The sequence below is a fragment of the Stenotrophomonas nitritireducens genome (assembly GCF_001700965.1).
GTDB lineage: Bacteria > Pseudomonadota > Gammaproteobacteria > Xanthomonadales > Xanthomonadaceae > Stenotrophomonas > Stenotrophomonas nitritireducens_A.
This window is the reverse complement of record NZ_CP016756.1, coordinates 4,293,605-4,311,770: the sequence shown is the minus strand read 5'-3', so window position 1 is coordinate 4,311,770 and position 18,166 is coordinate 4,293,605. Positions and strand designations below refer to the sequence as shown.

Below are 18,166 nucleotides of genomic sequence, written 5' to 3'. Positions count from 1 at the left end.
GAAACATTGCCTGCTTCGCGGCTTACGCCGCTCCTACAAGCTGGCTCCCACAGCGCTGCAGGCCTGCTTTCAGCCCGCTACCGGGAAATACAGCGCTACCGCGGCTCCGCCCAGCGGTGAGGTGCCGATGATGGCGGTGCCACCGGACTGCGCCGCAAATCCATAGACCTGGCTCAAGCCCAGGCCACTGCCATCCCCCACGCTCTTGGTGGTGAAGAACGGCTCGAATACGTTTTCCTGGATCTCCGCCTGGATGCCCGGGCCGCTGTCGCCCACGCAGATGCTGACAAACTGACCGCGCTCGCCACCGCCGGAAGGCACCACGATGGTTTCAAGACGTGTGTAAAGCACCACCTTGCCAACACCATGCATGGCATCGCGGCTGTTGCTCAGCAGGTTCAACAGCGCCGCCTCCAGCTGACCTACGTCCACTGAAATAGGCGGCAGCCCCGCCGCCAGATCCACCTCCAGCCGGATGGTATCGCCGCAGACCCGTCGATACAGTTCCAGCGAGGCATTGATCAACTCGTCGACCTGGCTCAGTTGCGGCACCAGCGTCTGGCCGCGCCCGAATGCGAGCATCTGCCGCGTCAGCTGGGTGCCCCGCCCCACCGCGCGGTGCGCGACATCCAGGATGCGCCGCACGCTCTCGTCGCCGGAGCGCCGCAGTGACAACATGTCCAGACTGTTGCCGATCACCGACAACAGATTGTTGAAATCGTGCGACAACCCCAGCGTCAGCTTGCCCACCGCATCAAGACGCTGCGCGCGCAGGGCGATTTCCTGCGCCTCGCGGACACGCTTCTGGGTCTGGAAGATTTCGGTGGTGTCGCGGATCAGCACGAGCACCCGTGGGCCGGCCTGGTCACGCACCCGCTCCATCATCACCGAGGCGCGGAAGCGGACACCATCCCTGCGCACCATCGCCAGGCTGAGCTGTTCCATGCCCTGCTCCAGCGCCCGCGCCACCGCCTGTTCGGCAGCACCACGCTGCGCATCGGCGGCACTGAACAACACCGAGAACGGCTGCGTCAGGATCTCCTGGCCGACGTAGCCAAGCACTGCTGCCACACCGGCATTGCCGCTGAGAATGCGGCCGTCGGGATCAAGCTGAAGGATGGCGCAGCATTGCAGTTTCAATACATCCTCGGCCAATGCCGCCGCATCGGCCGTTTGTTGCTGTTGTGTACTGCTCAACCGTGCTCTCCCGAAAACTGAACCAGCCGCCGATGCTGCAACGTCAGCGCCTCCCTTGGCTGCGTACCGTAGCCTAAACGCAGACGTTCGCGCAGGTACAGCAGGTTGGCTTCAATGTCAGCCAGCTGGCCACGCTGCGTCTCGGGCAAGGCCGCCAACGCCGCTGCCCGCAGCGCCTGCCATTGCCGCTGTGCCTGCCCTGCACCTGCGGCGTTGGCCGCGCGCAGCCGCGTCTGTTCGCCGGCATCGGGGATGCCATAGCCTGGGCTGTCATCAAGCAGGCTTCCTGGCGTCAGCAAGCCGCCAGCGCGATCCATCAAGGCATGGAAATCCGCATGCTCTGGTTGCGCAGGGTCCGCCGCCAACAGCTTGCGTTTGAGCACGTCCCCCGCAGCGACTTCAGCCTGCCGACGGGCAGCCTGCTCCAGCAGCAGCATTGCGGCCAACACCTGCTCGTCGGCCTGCTGCATCCATAGCCTGCGCTGTGCAGGTGGCAGCGCCAACCACTGGCCCACGTTGTCGGCCGGCAGCGGCAAGGCCTTGCGTGCCACGTCGAACACCAGGTTGTAATGGGCCGCTGCCGACTCGAAGTAATAGCCGCCACGCAGGGCGGCTGCGCGTTCGCGCGGCGGATCGGCAAGCGCCTTGGCGCGCAGCGTCTGCAGCAAGCCGGTCGGGGTGATCGACAACAACCGCGCCGCACCCAGCCGCGGCGCGCCGTCGCCAAGCAACTTGCCGGTTTCCACCGCGCAGTTGTTGCTGATGAAGTAATAGCGCCCGTCATAGTCCCAGTGCAGGCGGGCCGCCTGCTGCAGCAGGCCGGCGATCTCCTCGCGCTGCAGCCGCAGCGGCGTGGAGGAGACCCCGCGCAACTCGACCTTGGTGTATTCCTCGACCACCTGGCTCAGCGGCAGTACGAACAGGCGCGAGGGATAGGCGCCGGTAAGCCCACGCCAGCTGGATATCTGCACATCACCGACAAAGGCCCGGAACGACAGCACCAGGTGATGGCGCAGGTCCATCCGGCAGGCCGGACCGGGCGCACGGCCCGGGGCGCAGATCACCAGCCGCAGCATGCTGTGGCCCCAGCGGCTCATCAGCTTCTCGTTGCCTTCGGCCAGCAGGTAATCGACTTCGTAGACCCGCTCCGGATCCAGCGCCGTCAATTCGGCCAGACCTTCCTGCTCACCGGCCTGCATGAACGGCAGGGCCGGCGGGCATTGCGCGGCATCCAGTTGGGCGGGCGCGCCCAGATTCTGTACAAACCACGCATGCAGCAGCGGCCGCCGGCACGCGTAGTCCGCATCCAGCAGATAGTGCTCGAGATTTACCGCGAAAAACTCCGCCGGGCTCTGCAGTTCATAGCGGTCAGGGCTGCGCAGGGTGAACGCGTTTTCCCCACGCCAGGGCAACAGCGGCCGCCGCTGCCAGCCAGCCAGATCCAGGAACCGTGGCTGCGCTGACCAGCCGCCTTCAGGCCCGCGGTCCAGCGCGTGCGCCAGCTCATGGACAAGGGCGGCGCGGGCTGCCTGCCAGGCCGGGGCGGCGGCGGACGCCTGATCACCGGCCAGCAATGGCGCGAGCAGGCGCCGGTCTAGGCCCAGCTGGCGACCTCGCGCCCTGCCCTGCACATACGCGGGCAGGTCCTCGCGCCAGCGCAGCTGCAACACCAGGGAAGATTTTTCCGCGACAGCGGCAGGAACACGCGCCAGCACGTCTTCGATCAGATGCTCGCTGGCCTGCAGTTGGGCCGCATCCAGCGCCGGCGTATGTGCCTGCACCTGGATGCGCAGGGCCGCCTGCAACGGGGCCACCACGCTCAGCAGTAGCAGCAGCGCCAGCCACCGCGCGGGCGGCAGCCGGCGCAGGCGCATCACAGCGCCAGGATCTTCCGGGCCAGTGCCATGTCGCTGGCATCACGGGCGGCAGCGTCGTGCTCGCGCAGCTGGATCAATGCGGCCTCCAGCCAGGCACCACGGATGGCGCCATTGCTGGCGACAAAGCCGGCGGCGTCTTCACGGGCATCCAGCAGCACCTTGTCGTCGCCCGAGGAGCTGCCCGATGAATTGGACGATGCGCCCGAGGCGGAGCCGGCCGAAGTGCCTGCGAAACTGGAGGCGAATGCCGACAACGGCAGGGCAATCAAGGCGCAGAACAGGATCGAACGGATCATCGGCAGGTCAACATCGGGTCAGTAAGGATGCAAAGAGTACCCACCGCCGCCGTCGGTTGGAACCTGCAACTGCCCTGCCCGCCTGATCCGTTCATCATCCCGCGCCAGCGGAACGACTGCGCGAATCCGGCAGACGCTGGCGCAACCAGCGCCAGCTGCCATCCACCACGACGTAGAACACCGGCACGAAGAACACCGCCAGTACCGTTGCCGTCACCATCCCGCCAAACACGCCGGTACCGATGGCCTGCTGGGTTTCCCGCGACGCGCCCTGCGCCAGCATCAACGGCAGTACGCCCAGTGCGAACGCAATCGACGTCATCAGGATGGGCCGCAAACGCAGCCGCGCGGCGCGCAATGCAGCCTGCGCCGCAGTCATTCCCTGCTGCTGCAATTGCCGGGCAAATTCGACGATCAGGATCGCATTTTTTGCCGACAGGCCGATCACCGTGATCATGCCGACCTTGAAGAAAACATCGTTGGGCATGCCACGCAGCAATACCGCCGCCACCGCCCCCAACAGGCCCAGCGGCACTACCAGCATCACCGCCATCGGTATCGACCAACTCTCGTACAAGGCGGCCAGCACCAGGAAGACCACCAGCATCGATATCAGCAGCAGCCAAGGGGCTTGTGACCCGGACGTCTTCTCCTGCAGCGACTGGCTGGTCCATTGCAGGGCAAAACCCGGCGGCAGCTGCGCCGCTAGCCGCTCCATCTCGGCCATGGCCTGGCCGGTGGAAACGCCTTCGGCTGGCGCACCCGACACATTCAATGCGGGGAAGCCAAGGTAACGCTGCAGCTGCAACGGCGACTCCTCCCATTGCGGGCTTACCAGTTCCGCGAGCGCAACCATGCCGCCTTGGGCATTGCGCACATACAGCCGCAGCACGTCCTCAACCTCCATCCGGAACGGCGCATCTGCCTGCAGGATCACCTGCTGCAGGCGCCCGGCGTTGGGAAAATCATTGACGTACTGCGAACCCATCGCCACCGACAAGGTACTGCTGATGTCGGCAAATCCGACGCCCATCGCCTCCGCCTTGGCTCTATCTATCTGCAGCCGCACACTGCTACCCGATGGCAGGCCGTCGGCGTGCACTTCACCCAGCAGCGGGCTGGCCTGCGCCAGCGCCAACAGCTGCTTCTGCGCGGCACGCAGTTGCGGCTGGGCCTGTCCAGTACGCGCCTGCAACGCCAGGCTGAAGCCGGAGGAGTTGCCCAGACTATCGATGGCCGGCGGCATCACGCTGATCACCTGACCCTCGCCGCTGGCGGCCATCGCCTCCAAGGTTGCTGCCACCTCGCCGGCAGCGGTTGCCCCGTCGCGCTCGCCCCAGTCCTTGAGCATGGTGTACGCCATGGCCGCGCTGGGGCCCGAACCGGCAAAGCTGTAACCGGTGATTACATGGTTGGCAGCAACGCCCGGACGCGAGGCGATATGGGTCTCGTAGGCCTGGACCGCCGCCAGGGTGCGCTCGGCGGTCGCCTCGGCGGGCAGCTGGATGGAGGTCATGAAATAGCCCTGGTCCTCCTCCGGCAGGAACGCGCCCGGCAGCCACTGCAGGCCCAACAGCAACACCAGTACTAGGCCGGCAAACACGCCCATGACCCGTCCGCAGCGACGCAGCACGGCGGCCAGGCTGCGGTGGTAGCGCCCGCTCATGCGCGCGAACCCACGATTGAATGCAGCGAACACGCGCCCGCGCTGGCGTCCATGTGCCACCGGCTTCAGCAGGGTTGCGCACAGTGCCGGGGTCAGGCTCAAGGCCAGCAATGCCGAGATCAGGATCGCTACCGCCATCGACACGGTGAACTGGCGATAGATCGCACCCACCGAGCCACTGGCGAAGGCCATGGGGATGAACACCGCGGTCAGCACCAGCGTGATGCCGACCACCGCACCGGTCAGTTCGCGCATGGCCTTGATCGTGGCCTGGCGCGGCTCCAATCCTTCCTCGGCCATTATCCGTTCAACACCTTCGACCACCACGATCGCATCGTCGACGATGATGCCGATCGCCAGCACCATGCCGAACATGGTCAGCACATTGATCGAGAAGCCCAGCGCCAGCATCACCGCAAAGGTACCCAGCAGCGCAATCGGCGCCACCAGCGCCGGCACCAGGGTGTAGCGCCAGTCCTGCAGGAACAGGAACATCACTGCGAACACCAGCAGCATCGCCTCCAGCAAGGTCTGCACTACCTTCTGGATGGATATCTTCACGAACGGCGCGGTATCGAACGGAATGCTGGCTTCCACGCCGGCCGGCAGCAAGGACTGCAGCTCGGCCATGCGCGCACGCACCGCCGATGACGTGCTCACCGCGTTCGCGCCCGAACGCAGCTGGATGCCAGCCGCGGTAGCTACCTGGCCGTCCTCGCGGGTACCCCAGGCGTAACTCTGCGCGCCAATCTCCACCCGCGCCACATCGCCCAGCAGCACCCGCGAGCCGTCGGCACCCGCACGCAGCACGATCGCAGCGAACTGCGCAGGCGTGGTCAGCTGGCCATCGGCAACCAAGGGAACGGTGATGCGCTGCCCAACCACGCTCGGTGAGTCACCGATGCGGCCCGGGGCGATGTTCTGGTTCTGCTGCTCGATGGCAGCGACCACATCACCTACGGTGAGTTCATAACCGGCCAATGCGGCTGGATTCAGCCAGATCCGCATCGCCTGCTCGGCACCGAACAGCTGCACCCGGCCGACACCGTCGATGCGACGCAGTTCGTCGATGATGTTGCGCGCCATGAAGTCGCCCAGCTGCGCTTCGTCCACGCTGCCATCGGTTGACCTCAGGCCCACCAGCATCAGGAACCCGGAATCAGCCGCTTCCACATACAGGCCGCTTTGGCGAACGCTGGCAGGCAGCCGTGGCTCAATGGCCTTGATCCGGTTCTGTACGTCTACCTGCGCCATCTCCGGGTTGGTGCCGGGAGCGAAGGTGGCGGTAATGGATGCCTCGCCGGAGGTATCCACCGACGATTGGAAGTACAGCAGGTCCTTGACGCTGGACAGCTCGCGTTCGATCAAGCCGACTACCGAGTCATCCAGGGTTTTCGGGCTGGCGCCGGGGTAGCTGGCATAGATGCTGACACTGGTCGGCGCCACCGACGGATAGCGTTCAACCGCCAGCTGCGGAATTGCCAGTACGCCGGCCAGCACGATGAAAATCGCCAGCACCCAGGCGAATACCGGGCGATCAATGAAGAAACGGGCCATGTCTTACCTTCAGTTGTTGCTGGACGCAACGGCGGCTTTGCCCTGTACGGGCACCGGCTGCCAAGGCGAGGTTTCGACCAGACGCCCTTCCTGCAGACGCTCCTGCCCTTCCACCACCACCCGCTCACCGGCCTTCAGGCCGCTGCGGACAATCCACTGCCGGTCGACGCTGCCGTCGATCTCCAGGGTGCGGATGACGGCCTTGCCGTCCTCACCGACAACCCACGCATACGCCTGGCCACCGGCGCTGCGCAGCACCGCCTGCTGCGGCAGCAGCGGCGCCTGGCTGGCCGCACCACGCGGCACACGCGCACGCACGAACATGCCCGGCAGAAGCTCGCGATTCGGGTTGTCGACCAGCACCCGCAACACCACATCGCCAGTACGTGCGTCTACGTTGATGCCTGAGAACAACAGCTGCCCGGCCTGCTCATGCAGCTGGCCATTGGCGCCGATGATCGCCACCGGCAGCGCGCCGCCATCGCCCACACCCTGGCGCACCTGCGGCAACTGCGAGGCTGGCTGGCGCACGTCGACATAGACCTGGTCTATCTGCTGCACCAGCGCCATCGGCTCACTGTCGGCAGCACCCACCAGCGCCCCTTCCGTCACCATGGCCTGATCGATGCGCCCATCAATCGGCGCGCTGACCGTGGCATAGCGCAGATCCAGCTGACGTCTGGCCAGGATCGCCCTGGCCTCAGCCACTGCTGCACGTGCCTGCTCATATTCGAACGTGGCGTCATCGCGGTGCTGCTGGCTGACTGCCTGCGCGTCGGCCAGCGCCTGCAGCCGCTGCGCCTGCACCCGGCTACGCGACAGTGCCGCCTCGCTGCGCTGCAATGCAGCCAACGCGGAATCGACGTCGGCACGGAATGCGGCCGGATCAATCTGGAACAGTGCCTGCCCGGCAGTGACCTCCGCACCCTGCTCGAACAGACGCTTGCGCACGATACCGCCGACCTGCGCGCGGATCTGCGCGGTGCGCAGCGCCGAAACCCGCCCCTGCAACTCGTCATCGCGCTGCACGCGTTGTGCAGCAACGGTCAGCACGCTGACCTTTGGCACCGCTTCCGGTGGCGTTTCAGGAGAGGAACAGGCCGTCATGGCCACAACCAGAGCCACACACAAGGCCGTCGTAATCCGTCGAATGGTCATCACTACACGTGGTACTGGAAAGCCTGCAGGAACGCAGGTGCGCAGTGTGCAAGGCGATGATGGGGTTTCGATGGAGGCAATGTGGAGATAGCATGGAGGCAAGAACCTTTCGGCCCCGACCCGGCAATGACTGCACACCTACCCGCCGCCATGATGGCGCAATGGGACCGCTCCCCAGATGCACTTGTCCTGATCGTCGAGGACGAAACCGAGATCGCCGACATCATCGCTGCCTATCTGGAGCGGGAGCAGCTGCGCGTTGTGCGCGCCGCCGACGGCCGCAGCGCACTGGAGCTGCACCGCAGTGCGCGCCCCGATCTGGTGTTGCTGGATGTCCAGTTGCCCGGCATCGATGGCTGGGGCGTGCTTTCGCAACTGCGCCAGAGCAGCGACACGCCGATCATCATGCTCACCGCGCTGGATCAGGATCTGGACAAGCTCACCGCGTTGCGGATGGGCGCAGACGATTACGTGGTCAAACCGTTCAACCCGGCCGAAGTCGCCGCCCGGGTGCGTGCGGTACTGCGCCGCACCCTGCGCAGCGCGCCGCGACAGGCCGCCGCATCGTTGCGAGCAGGGCCGCTGCTGATCGACCCTCAAACCCATTCGGTGCACGTCGAAGGCGAAGGTTACAGCCACGAATTGCTGCTTACCCTCACCGAGTTCAAGTTGCTGCACTGCATGGCGTTGGCACCGACCCGCATTTTCAGCCGCGGCGAGCTCATGCACCAATGCCTGCCTGAGAGCGAGGCGCTGGAGCGCACGGTCGACAGCCATGTCAGCAAGCTGCGACGCAAACTCGACGACGTAGGCGTGGCCAACATGCCGGCAAGTGTGCGCGGCGTGGGCTATCGCCTGGCGGCGGATCGCTGATGCGCCGACCCGGGCTCAACCGCCACATCACCGGGTCGATGTCGCTGATGGTGCTCAGCGTCATCGTGATGACGATTCTGTCCTCCTGCCTGCTGTGGGCGGTTCTGGTCGAGTTCTTTCCCGCCAGCGCACTGGAGCAGAAAGGCTGGCTGCCAACCGGCCCCGAGCTGGTCTGGATGGCAAGTGTCACCGTGGTCGGTTTGGCCCTGGCATTGGCCACATCGATCCGCCTCACCCGCCGCATCGTGTCCCCGCTCAACACCTTGGTGGAATCGGTGCGCGCGCTCACCGATGGCGACCTGGGTGTGCGTGCCAGCGCCAGCGACGATGCGCTGGATGAGGTTGCCCTGCTGGTCGAGGACTTCAACACCATGGCTGCACGCCTGCAGCACATGGACCGCGAGCGCACGCTGTGGCACGTGGCGATCGCGCATGAATTGCGCACGCCGCTGACCATCCTGCGCGGCCGTCTGCAGGGTTTGGCTGATGGCGTGTTCCAACCGGATGAAGTGCAGTTCCGCAGCCTGTTGGCGCAGGTGGAAGGCCTGTCGCGGCTGATCGAGGACCTGCGCGTACTTGGGCTGGCCGGCAACGGCCGGCTCGACGTACGACGTGCACGTACCGATGTGGTGCAGGAAGTGCATTCGGTGATGACCATGGTCGACCCGGCATTCCGCAACGCAGGTTCCGTACTGGAGCTGGAAACCCACCGCGACGAACACCTTGCGTATTGCGACCCGACCCGCCTGCGTCAGGCCCTGCTCGCCCTGCTTGAAAACGCGCGCCGCTACGCCAGCCCAGGGCGGGTGCGGATTTCAATCCAGGACGGCAAGGACCACGTGCAGCTGGCCGTCGAAGACAACGGTCCCGGCATCGATGCCGAGCTGCAGCCGCATGTCTTCGATCCATTCATGCGCGGCGAGAGCTCGCGTTCACGCCAAGGTGGCGGCAGCGGACTCGGCCTGGCCGTGGTCAAGGCAATTACCGATGCCCACGGCGGCCGTGTTTCCTGCCGCAGCGGCGCTGAAGGCGGCAGCCGCTTCGTGCTGGAATTACCGCGCGAGTAAGCCCGCTTTCAGCGCTGCTGATCGAGCAGAGGGTTGATCATCGCTCTCATCAGGGCAGTCCTGTCAGGCATCGAACAGCTTGCCGGGATTCAACAACCAGTTCGGGTCGAACGCACGTTTGACGCCGCGCATCAACGCGATTTCAGCCTCGCTGCGTGTGCTGGAAAGATAGGCCTTCTTGACCAGACCGATACCGTGCTCGGCAGAAATACTGCCGTCAAACCGGTGCAGCACCTGTGCCAGCAGCTTGGTCACATGCTCGCATTGACTGAGGAACTCCGCATCGCTGGTGTCGTCGGGCTTAAGCACATTGATGTGCAGGTTGCCGTCGCCGATATGGCCGAACCAGACCACCTCGAAGTGCGGATAGGCCCCGTTGATCAGCGCCTGGGTCTCGGCCAGGAAAGTCGGCATCGCCGATATGCGCACCGACACGTCGTTCTTGTAGGGCTTGTAGCGCGCCACCGACTCGGTGATGCCTTCGCGCAGGCGCCATAGCTGCTGGGCCTGGGCCTCGCTGGTACTGATCACGCCATCCAGTACCCAGCCCTGCTCCATGCAGTACTCGAACGCCGCCAGCGCCGCCGCTTCGCCGGCCTCATCGGCCGAGGCGTATTCGGTGACCACGTAGTACGGATGGATCTGCTCGAACGGATACTGCGCGCCATGCGCGGTGACGTGCTTGACCGCCAGATCGGTGAAGAATTCAAAGGCTTCCAGCTGCAGGCGCTCACGGAACGCCGAGAACACCTGCATCAGCACTTCGAACGACGGCAGCGCCAGCACCATGACATTGGTGCTCGGCGGTGGATCGGTGAGCTTCAACGTGGCCTCGACCACGATGCCCAGGGTACCTTCCGAGCCGATCATCAGCTGGCGGAAATCGTAGCCACTGGAGTTCTTGATCAGGCCCTTGTTGAGCTCCAGCAGCTCGCCGTTGCCGGCAACGACCTTGAGCCCGGCAATCCATTCGCGGGTATTGCCGTAACGGATCACCCGGATGCCGCCGGCATTGGTGGCGATGTTGCCGCCGATCGAACAGGAACCCCGCGCGGCGAAATCCACCGGATAAATCAACCCATGCTCCTTGGCGGTGTTGTGCACCGCTTCCAGTGGCATGCCGGCCTGTACCACCAGGGTGCGGTCCACCGCATCAAACCCCAGCGGCTTGTTCATGCGCTCCAGGCTGAGCACCAGCTCGCCGTTGGCCGCCACCGCGCCACCGGAAAGACCGGTGCGGCCACCGGACGGCACCACTGCCACCTTGTGCGTGTTGGCCCAGCGAACCACGGCCTGCACCTCTTCGACGCTACCCGGCAAGGCAATGGCCAAGGGTGCCGGTGCCCAGCGCCGGGTCCAATCGCGCCCGTAGTGTTCCAGGTCGCCGGCCTCGGTCTTCAGACGCAGGTCGGGACAGGACTGCAGCAGGGATTCCAGGCGCGGATCGGTCATGGCGGTGCTTCGGCAGCGTGAAAGCCGCCAAGCGTGACAGCCCCATCGCGCCCCGTCCAGTCATCCAGCAGCCGTTACGCGGGCGATCTGGATTTCATCTGAAACCTTTTGCCATCAAGGCTTTGCCGCGTTGCGCAGCGCACAAAAGCAGGGCAGCTTCTGGCATAGTTGGCGGCCTACCACCTTCGCCGCCGTTCACGACATGTCGCCCAAGAAGACCTCGTTCCCGAAGCAGGACATCCGCGTTTTGTTGCTTGAGGGGGTCAGCCAGACCGCCGTGGACGTCTTCAAGGCGGCCGGTTACTCGCAGATCGAGTTGTACAGCAAGTCGCTGCCCGAGGACGAACTGAAGGCGCGCATCGCCGAAGCGCATATCGTCGGCATCCGTTCGCGCACCCACCTCAGCGCCGAGGTGCTGGCCCACGCCAAGCGCTTGATCGCGGTGGGCTGCTTCTGCATCGGCACCAACCAGGTGGATCTGGAAGCGGCCGAGCTGGCCGGCATTCCGGTATTCAACGCGCCCTACTCCAACACCCGCTCGGTCGCCGAGCTGGTGATTGCCGAGGCGATCATGCTGACCCGCGGCATTCCGCAGAAGAACGCTGAATGCCACCGCGGCGGCTGGTCCAAGTCGGCTGCCGGCAGCCACGAGGTGCGCGGCAAGACCCTGGGCATCATCGGCTATGGCCATATCGGCACCCAGGTCGGCGTGCTGGCCGAGGCGCTGGGCATGCACGTGATCTTCCACGACATCGAAACCAAGCTGTCGCTGGGCAATGCACACCCGGCGATCAGCCTGGACGACCTGCTGGCGCGCTCGGACGTGGTCACCCTGCACGTGCCGGAGAATGGTTCTACGCAGTGGATGATCGGTGCCGAACAGCTGGGCAAGATGAAGAAGGGCGCGCACCTGATCAATGCAGCGCGCGGCACGGTGGTCGATATTGCCGCGCTGGATGCCGCACTGGGCTCCGGCCATCTCGGCGGCGCTGCGGTAGACGTGTTCCCGGTCGAGCCCAAGGGCAATGGCGACCTGTTCGAGTCGCCGCTGACGGCGCATGACAACGTGATCCTGACCCCGCATGTCGGCGGCTCCACGCTGGAAGCGCAGGAGAACATCGGCGTGGAAGTGGCAGCCAAGCTTGTGCGCTACAGCGACAACGGCTCGACCCTGTCGGCGGTCAATTTCCCGGAAGTGACCCTGCCCGAACACGAGCAGAGCCTGCGCCTGCTGCATATCCACCGCAACGTGCCGGGTGTGCTGTCCAAGATCAACGAGATCTTCTCGCGCCACAACCTCAACATCGATGGCCAGTTCCTGCGCACCGACCCCAAGGTCGGCTACGTGGTGATCGACATCAGTGCCACCGAGGAACAGGCCGCCGCCATCCGCGAAGAACTGGCCGCCATCCAGGGCACCCTGCGTACCCGCATCCTGTACTGACGCGCCCCCGTAGTGCCGAGCCATGCTCGGTAGAGGCTTTACCGGCAACCCCAAACCGGTAGTGCCGAGCAATGCTCGGCAAGGGCTTTCCCGGCGACGTCACCGCGGCAGAAGCAACCCCTCCCCAACCCTCCCCTTCGCTACGCGAAAGGGAGGGAGCTGTAGTGTCGAGCAATGCTCGACAGAAGCTTTACCGGTAGTGCCCCAGCCGAGCATGGCTCGGCTCTACCCAGAAGCTTTCCCGGCAATTTAATGTGTCTTACCGGCAATGTCCCACCGCAATATCGCTGCGCGCCGCATCTATCTCTGCAGCCACCGGTTTGCCATGCGACGCATGGACTCATCCTGGTCGGCGGCGATCTCGGTCACCGGGCGCCAGGCCAGTTCCAGCGATTCCTCGCTGACCACAAACGCCTCGTTACCGCCAGCGACGACCACATAGCGCACGTCATAGTGCCAATGGCCCGGCACCTCCTTGCGCTCGGGGATCCAGTGGCGATCCAGATCGAAGATCTCTGCCGACGCCAAACTCAGCCCGGGCAGTCCCGATTCTTCCTCCGCCTCGCGCAGCGCCACCGCCGCCAGGTCGTGGTCGCCATCGGCATGTCCACCCAGCTGCAGCCAACGCTGCAGTTTGCGATGGTGGGTGAGCAGCGCGCGCTGGCCATCGGCGCTGACCAGCCAGGCACTGCCGGTGAAGTGGCCGGCGACACGCTCGCGGGTAAAGGGGTCCTGCCTCTTCTCGGCCAGCAATGTCAGAAATTCCCGCGTCACCCCCTCATCCGATGGGTGGGCCATTGCGTAGTTACGCAGCGCCAGGTCCAGCTGCCGGTCGTGTTCATGCATGATGCGGGGTCGTTCTTCGATCTGATCCGGCCGCCATTATCGCCATCCATGCTGCATATGCGCTTGTCGAGTTTCGCGGTGTTTGGCAAGGTAGCGTGGTTGCCGACCATTCAGATTGCGTCGCCATACAGACGGCCCCGGTCGCGCAAGCGCGTCCGGGCCAACACACAGCTCGGGAAATCGTGGAATGCTCAAAGCACTGTTGAGGGTCAAGCCGGTCGAACCGGCCGCACATGTCGATGCCGGTGAGCCTGTCGAAGGCAGCCTGCAAGGCGAAGCCACACTCAAACGCACCCTCACGGCCAAGCACCTGATCCTGTTGGGCATAGGCGCGGTCATCGGCGCCGGCATCTTCGTTCTGACCGGCCAGGCTGCGGCCAACCATGCCGGCCCGGCGGTGATGCTGTCCTTCGTATTCGCCGGCATTGCCTGCGCCTTGGCCGGCCTGTGTTACGCCGAGTTCGCGGCAATGATGCCGGTCTCCGGCAGCGCCTACTCCTATTCCTACGCCACTCTGGGCGAAGGCATGGCCTGGTTCATCGGCTGGTGCCTGGTGCTGGAGTACCTGTTCGCTTCGGCTTCGGTGGCGGTCGGCTGGTCGGCCTACCTGATCAGTTTCATCACCACCACGCTGCACATGCCCTTCCCCGACGCCTTGTCGGCCGCGCCGCTGGCCTGGACCGGCAGTGAGTTCGTCAACTCCGGCAAGCTGTTCAATCTGCCTGCCGTGCTGATCGTGGCTGCCATCACCGGCTTGCTGTATGTCGGCGTGACCCAGTCCACCTTGGTCAATGCGGTGATCGTGGCGATCAAGATCACCGTGATCTGCCTGTTCGTGGGCTTCGGCATCCAGTACATCGACCCGGCCAACTGGCACCCGTTCATCCCGCAGAACACCGGCACCTTTGGTGAGTTCGGCTGGAGTGGCGTGTTCCGCGCAGCCACCATCGTGTTCTTCGCCTACATCGGCTTCGATGCGGTCTCCACCGCCGCCGGTGAGACCAAGGATCCGCAGAAGAACATGCCGATCGGCCTGCTCGGTTCGCTTGCGGTCTGCACCTTGGTCTACATCATCGTCTGTGCCGTATTGACCGGCATGCTGCCGTACAACCTGCTGGGCACCGACAAGCCGGTGGCCACCGCGCTGGAAGCCTACCCCAGCCTCTCCTGGCTCAAGACCGCGGTCGAGATCGGCGCCATTGCCGGCCTGTCCTCGGTGGTGCTGGTGATGATGATGGGCCAGTCGCGCATTGCCTATACGATCTCGCGCGATGGCCTGTTGCCGAAGGTGTTCGGCAAGGTGCACCCGCGCTTCCGTACTCCGTATGTCAGCACCATCGTGGTCGGCGTGCTGGCCGCCGCCCTGGCCGGGCTGGTGCCGCTGAACGTGCTGGGTGAGCTGGTGTCGATGGGCACCCTGCTGGCCTTTGCCACCGTCTGCATCGGCGTGCTGGTGCTGCGCCGGACCAAGCCGGACATCGTGCGTCCGTTCAAGGTGCCGGCTGCATGGCTGATCTGCCCGCTGGGTGCGATCGCCTGCCTGGCGCTGTTCATGCAGGCCTTCGTCGTGCATTGGCACCTGTTCGTCGGTTGGACCGTGTTGGGCCTGTTCATTTATTTCGGTTACGGCATCCGCCACAGCAAGCTCAACAAGCGCGCCTGATACCACCTCGACCGGCGCCCCGCGCGCCGGTTTTCTTTTGCGCGCCCGCCGCGCACCGACGAGCGAAGACCCGAAACATGTTCAAGCAACTCTGGGCCACCAAACACCCGCACGCCGCGCACCAGGAGGCCAATGGCTTGAGCCTGCGGCGCACCCTCGGCCCGTGGGGCTTGACCGCCTTGGGCATCGGCGCGGTGATCGGTGGCGGCATCTTCGTCATCACCGGCCAGGCCGCGGCCAACCACGCCGGCCCGGCGATCATGCTGTCCTTCGTGCTGGCGGCGGTCTGTTGCGCCTTCTGCGCGCTGGCCTATGCCGAATTCGCCTCGATGGTGCCGGTGTCCGGCAGCGCCTACACCTATACCTACGCCACCTTCGGTGAACTTTCGGCCTGGTTCATCGGCTGGATGCTGGTGCTGGAATACGGCGTTTCGGCGTCGGCCGTGGCAGTCAGCTGGACCGGCTACTTCCTGAGCTTCCTCAACCACTTCGACATCCACCTGCCGGCGGCGCTGGTCAATGCGCCGCTGGACGCCCAGCTCAAGCCGACCGGGGCAATCGCGAATATCCCAGCCGCGATCCTGGTGCTGCTGCTGACCTGGCTGTGCTACGTTGGCATCAGCAAGTCCTCAGCGATGAACATGGCCATGGTGGTGCTCAAGACCGGCCTGATCATCCTGGTGATCATTGCTGGCTGGAAATACGTGGACACCAGCAACTGGACCCCGTTCATCCCGGCCAACGAAGGCCCGGGCAAGTACGGCTTCGAGGGCGTGCTGCGCGGCGCGGCGATGGTGTTCTTCGCCTATATCGGCTTTGAAGCGGTGTCGGTTGCGGCGCAGGAATCGCATCGCCCGCAACGCGACCTGCCGATCGGCATGCTGCTCTCGCTGGTGATCTGCACGATTCTGTACATCGCCATGGCGGCAGTGATGACCGGTCTGGTGCCGTACCAGCTGCTGGGCACGGCCGAGCCGGTGGTCACCGCGGTAGCTGCCCACCCGCAGCTGGACTGGCTGCGCATCATCGTCGAGATCGGCGCCTTGATCGGCCTGGCCTCGGTGGTGCTGGTGATGGTGATCGGGCAACCGCGCATCTTCATGATCATGGGCCGTGATGGCCTGCTGCCGCCGGTGTTCACCAAGATCCACCCCAAGTACCGCACGCCGCACATCAATACCGTCATCACCGGTATCGGCATTGCCCTGCTGGCGGCACTGTTCCCGCTGGACATCCTCGGCGAGCTGACCTCGATGGGCACGCTGATCGCCTTTGCCGCGGTCTGCGCCGGCGTACTGGTACTGCGCCGCACCCAACCGGACCTGCCGCGCCCGTTCCGCATTCCGATGGCCTGGTTGATCTGCAGCCTGGGCGTGCTCAGCTGCATCGCCCTGCTGACCGCCATGACCCTGCACAACTGGATGCTGATGGGCGTCTGGACGGCTACCGGCTTCATCATCTATTTCCTGTACGGCGTGCGCCATAGCAAGCTGAACGCGGAAAACAAGGCCAAGAACGGCTGAGTCGCCGGCCAGAAGCCAACTTGAAGCCCGGGCCTGGTCCCGGGCTTTTCTTTTGCAGAGCGATACCCGAACCGCGTAGAATCGTAGCCCGGGTAAGCGAATGCGCACCCGGGGCCTTTCGCGCGAATCCTGGCCCCACTCTCCCGGGTGCGCTGCGCGTACCCGGGCTACAACGGCTTACCCGGCTGCACTTGCACCCGCGCCTGCGTCGCGATGACACCCATATTCCGCACAGGTATCAGTTCCATCCGGATGCATGCATGAACGTGCAACTGTTCTTAGTAGAATGGGCGCCATGAACGCGCCTACTGTCCCCTACGACGCCCAGCGGCTGAGCGAACTGGCCCAGCTGCTGATCGACAACATCCGCGAGCTGGCCCACGCCGGCTGGACACCTGCCACCAGCAGCAACTTCTCGCACCGCCTGGATGACCGGCACGCGGCCATCACCGTGTCCGGCAAGGACAAGGGCCGGCTGATCGAAAGCGACATCATGGTTGTGGATTTCGATGGCAAGGCCGTAGGCCGCCCGCTGCGCCCGTCAGCCGAAACCCTGCTGCACACCCAGCTGTACGCCCGCTTCCCGGAAGTCGGCTGCGTGCTGCATACCCACTCGCCAGTGCAGACCATCGCCTCGCGCCTGTATGGCAGCGACGGCCATATCCGCCTGGAAGGCTACGAGCTGCTCAAGGCCCTGCACGGCAACACCACCCACGAAACCGCCGTGGACCTGAAGGTATTCCCCAATACCCAGGACATGGATGTGTTGGCCGCCCAGGTCGAGGCCGAACTCGACAAGGGACCGATGTGGGGTTATCTGATTGATGGCCACGGCCTGTACGCCTGGGGCCGCGACATGGCCGAAGCCCGTCGCCACCTGGAAGCCTTCGAGTTTCTGCTGCATTGTGAGCTGGAGCTGCGCCGCCTGCGCGGCAACGCCTGACCCCTTCCCACGTCGAGTCCCCCATGAGCCGACTGCGCATTTTCAATGAAACCGCCCCGGACGCGCCGCTGTTCGACAGCCGCGACGGCGAGGTCATCGCTGCCGAACTGAACAAGATCGGCGTCACTTTCGAACGCTGGCAGGCCAAGCACCCGGTCGCACCGGGCGCCAGCCAGGATGAGGTGTTTGCCGCCTACCGCGAAGACATCGACCGCCTGGTCGCCGCGCACGGCTTCAAGAGCGTGGACGTGGCCTCGATCGCCCCGGACAACCCGGCACGCGCCGATATCCGCAAGAAGTTCCTCGACGAGCACTACCACAAGGAAGACGAAGTCCGCTTCTTCGTTGCCGGCTCTGGCCTGTTCACCCTGCACGTGGACGACAAGGTCTACGAAGTGGAGTGTGTGAAGGACGACCTGATCGCCGTACCGGACAGCGTCAAGCACTGGTTCGACATGGGTGAGGAACCCAGCTTCGTCGCCATCCGCTTTTTCACCGAGCCGGACGGCTGGGTCGGCCACTTCACCGGCACCGACATCGCCCAGCGCTTCCCGCGTTACCAGCCCAGCGCGGCCTGAGCCCCCTTTTGCCCGGAGCCCCAGCT

General features: G+C 64.9%; 14 protein-coding genes. 7 read left to right on the top strand and 7 right to left on the bottom strand.

Annotated elements, in window-relative coordinates; all coding sequences use genetic code 11:
* Window positions 1–69: 69 nt before the first annotated feature.
* The 5 genes from BCV67_RS18395 to BCV67_RS18375 form a co-directional block, all read right to left on the bottom strand.
* A complete protein-coding gene (locus tag BCV67_RS18395) occupies window positions 70–1,197 on the bottom strand; it encodes a two-component system sensor histidine kinase NtrB (RefSeq protein WP_062167706.1) in 1,128 nt (375 codons plus the stop codon).
* Window positions 1,194–3,071: a DUF4105 domain-containing protein gene (locus BCV67_RS18390; RefSeq protein WP_062167708.1), complete on the bottom strand. Its 1,878-nt coding sequence runs from the start codon at window positions 3,069–3,071 to the stop codon at window positions 1,194–1,196. The genes BCV67_RS18395 and BCV67_RS18390 overlap by 4 nt, the downstream gene beginning before the upstream one ends.
* A complete protein-coding gene (locus BCV67_RS18385) occupies window positions 3,071–3,370 on the bottom strand; it encodes a DUF2388 domain-containing protein (RefSeq protein ID WP_062167710.1) in 300 nt (99 codons plus the stop codon). Before BCV67_RS18385 ends, BCV67_RS18390 begins: the two co-directional genes overlap by 1 nt.
* 94 nt (window positions 3,371–3,464) lie before the next feature.
* Window positions 3,465–6,593, bottom strand: coding sequence for a multidrug efflux RND transporter permease subunit (locus tag BCV67_RS18380; protein WP_065868172.1), 3,129 nt, complete (start codon window positions 6,591–6,593; stop codon window positions 3,465–3,467).
* A gap of 9 nt (window positions 6,594–6,602) precedes the next feature.
* Window positions 6,603–7,700 (bottom strand): efflux RND transporter periplasmic adaptor subunit, encoded by a 1,098-nt coding sequence (locus BCV67_RS18375; protein WP_231732475.1) that lies wholly within the window; start codon window positions 7,698–7,700, stop codon window positions 6,603–6,605.
* A gap of 177 nt (window positions 7,701–7,877) precedes the next feature.
* On the opposite strand from BCV67_RS18375, the gene BCV67_RS18370 reads away from it, so the two are divergent.
* Window positions 7,878–8,624, top strand: coding sequence for a response regulator (locus BCV67_RS18370; RefSeq protein WP_082746550.1), 747 nt, complete (start codon window positions 7,878–7,880; stop codon window positions 8,622–8,624).
* Entirely contained in the window at window positions 8,624–9,691 is a 1,068-nt protein-coding gene (locus tag BCV67_RS18365) for an ATP-binding protein (protein WP_062167713.1), read from the top strand. Before BCV67_RS18370 ends, BCV67_RS18365 begins: the two co-directional genes overlap by 1 nt.
* Before the next feature lie 63 nt (window positions 9,692–9,754).
* Here the strand turns inward: BCV67_RS18365 and BCV67_RS18360 are convergent, their stop codons facing one another.
* Window positions 9,755–11,143: an FAD-binding oxidoreductase gene (locus tag BCV67_RS18360; protein ID WP_062167714.1), complete on the bottom strand. Its 1,389-nt coding sequence runs from the start codon at window positions 11,141–11,143 to the stop codon at window positions 9,755–9,757.
* Between the two features lie 202 nt (window positions 11,144–11,345).
* Here BCV67_RS18360 and serA point away from each other — a divergent pair, with 202 nt between their 5' ends.
* On the top strand, window positions 11,346–12,587 hold the full coding sequence (gene serA / locus BCV67_RS18355) for a phosphoglycerate dehydrogenase (protein ID WP_057628650.1): 1,242 nt from the start codon (window positions 11,346–11,348) through the stop codon (window positions 12,585–12,587).
* Window positions 12,588–12,887: 300 nt separating this feature from the next.
* Here the strand turns inward: serA and BCV67_RS18350 are convergent, their stop codons facing one another.
* The gene (locus tag BCV67_RS18350) at window positions 12,888–13,433 is read right to left on the bottom strand and encodes an NUDIX hydrolase (RefSeq protein ID WP_082746551.1); all 546 of its coding nucleotides are present in this window, start codon (window positions 13,431–13,433) and stop codon (window positions 12,888–12,890) included.
* Between the two features lie 187 nt (window positions 13,434–13,620).
* Between BCV67_RS18350 and BCV67_RS18345 the strand changes: the two genes are divergently transcribed.
* From BCV67_RS18345 to BCV67_RS18330, 4 genes are all read left to right on the top strand, one after another.
* Window positions 13,621–15,096, top strand: coding sequence for an amino acid permease (locus BCV67_RS18345; RefSeq protein ID WP_062167715.1), 1,476 nt, complete (start codon window positions 13,621–13,623; stop codon window positions 15,094–15,096).
* Between the two features lie 77 nt (window positions 15,097–15,173).
* On the top strand, window positions 15,174–16,619 hold the full coding sequence (locus BCV67_RS18340) for an amino acid permease (protein WP_062167716.1): 1,446 nt from the start codon (window positions 15,174–15,176) through the stop codon (window positions 16,617–16,619).
* Window positions 16,620–16,914: 295 nt separating this feature from the next.
* Window positions 16,915–17,562: a methylthioribulose 1-phosphate dehydratase gene (locus BCV67_RS18335; RefSeq protein ID WP_057628707.1), complete on the top strand. Its 648-nt coding sequence runs from the start codon at window positions 16,915–16,917 to the stop codon at window positions 17,560–17,562.
* 23 nt (window positions 17,563–17,585) lie between these two features.
* Window positions 17,586–18,140 (top strand): 1,2-dihydroxy-3-keto-5-methylthiopentene dioxygenase, encoded by a 555-nt coding sequence (locus BCV67_RS18330; RefSeq protein WP_062167717.1) that lies wholly within the window; start codon window positions 17,586–17,588, stop codon window positions 18,138–18,140.
* Window positions 18,141–18,166 lie beyond the last annotated feature (26 nt).

What these genes read in the sequence shown, in the direction of transcription:
- BCV67_RS18375 (WP_231732475.1), bottom strand. Translation starts at nt 7,700, where the DNA reads ATGACGGCCTGTTCCTCTCCTGAAACGCCACCGGAAGCGGTGCCAAAG.
- BCV67_RS18385 (WP_062167710.1), bottom strand. Translation starts at nt 3,370, where the DNA reads ATGATCCGTTCGATCCTGTTCTGCGCCTTGATTGCCCTGCCGTTGTCG.
- BCV67_RS18330 (WP_062167717.1), top strand. Translation starts at nt 17,586, where the DNA reads ATGAGCCGACTGCGCATTTTCAATGAAACCGCCCCGGACGCGCCGCTG.
- BCV67_RS18360 (WP_062167714.1), bottom strand. Translation starts at nt 11,143, where the DNA reads ATGACCGATCCGCGCCTGGAATCCCTGCTGCAGTCCTGTCCCGACCTG.
- BCV67_RS18345 (WP_062167715.1), top strand. Translation starts at nt 13,621, where the DNA reads ATGCTCAAAGCACTGTTGAGGGTCAAGCCGGTCGAACCGGCCGCACAT.
- BCV67_RS18350 (WP_082746551.1), bottom strand. Translation starts at nt 13,433, where the DNA reads ATGCATGAACACGACCGGCAGCTGGACCTGGCGCTGCGTAACTACGCA.
- BCV67_RS18335 (WP_057628707.1), top strand. Translation starts at nt 16,915, where the DNA reads ATGAACGCGCCTACTGTCCCCTACGACGCCCAGCGGCTGAGCGAACTG.
- BCV67_RS18340 (WP_062167716.1), top strand. Translation starts at nt 15,174, where the DNA reads ATGTTCAAGCAACTCTGGGCCACCAAACACCCGCACGCCGCGCACCAG.
- BCV67_RS18365 (WP_062167713.1), top strand. Translation starts at nt 8,624, where the DNA reads ATGCGCCGACCCGGGCTCAACCGCCACATCACCGGGTCGATGTCGCTG.
- BCV67_RS18370 (WP_082746550.1), top strand. Translation starts at nt 7,878, where the DNA reads ATGACTGCACACCTACCCGCCGCCATGATGGCGCAATGGGACCGCTCC.
- BCV67_RS18390 (WP_062167708.1), bottom strand. Translation starts at nt 3,071, where the DNA reads ATGCGCCTGCGCCGGCTGCCGCCCGCGCGGTGGCTGGCGCTGCTGCTA.
- serA (WP_057628650.1), top strand. Translation starts at nt 11,346, where the DNA reads ATGTCGCCCAAGAAGACCTCGTTCCCGAAGCAGGACATCCGCGTTTTG.
- BCV67_RS18380 (WP_065868172.1), bottom strand. Translation starts at nt 6,593, where the DNA reads ATGGCCCGTTTCTTCATTGATCGCCCGGTATTCGCCTGGGTGCTGGCG.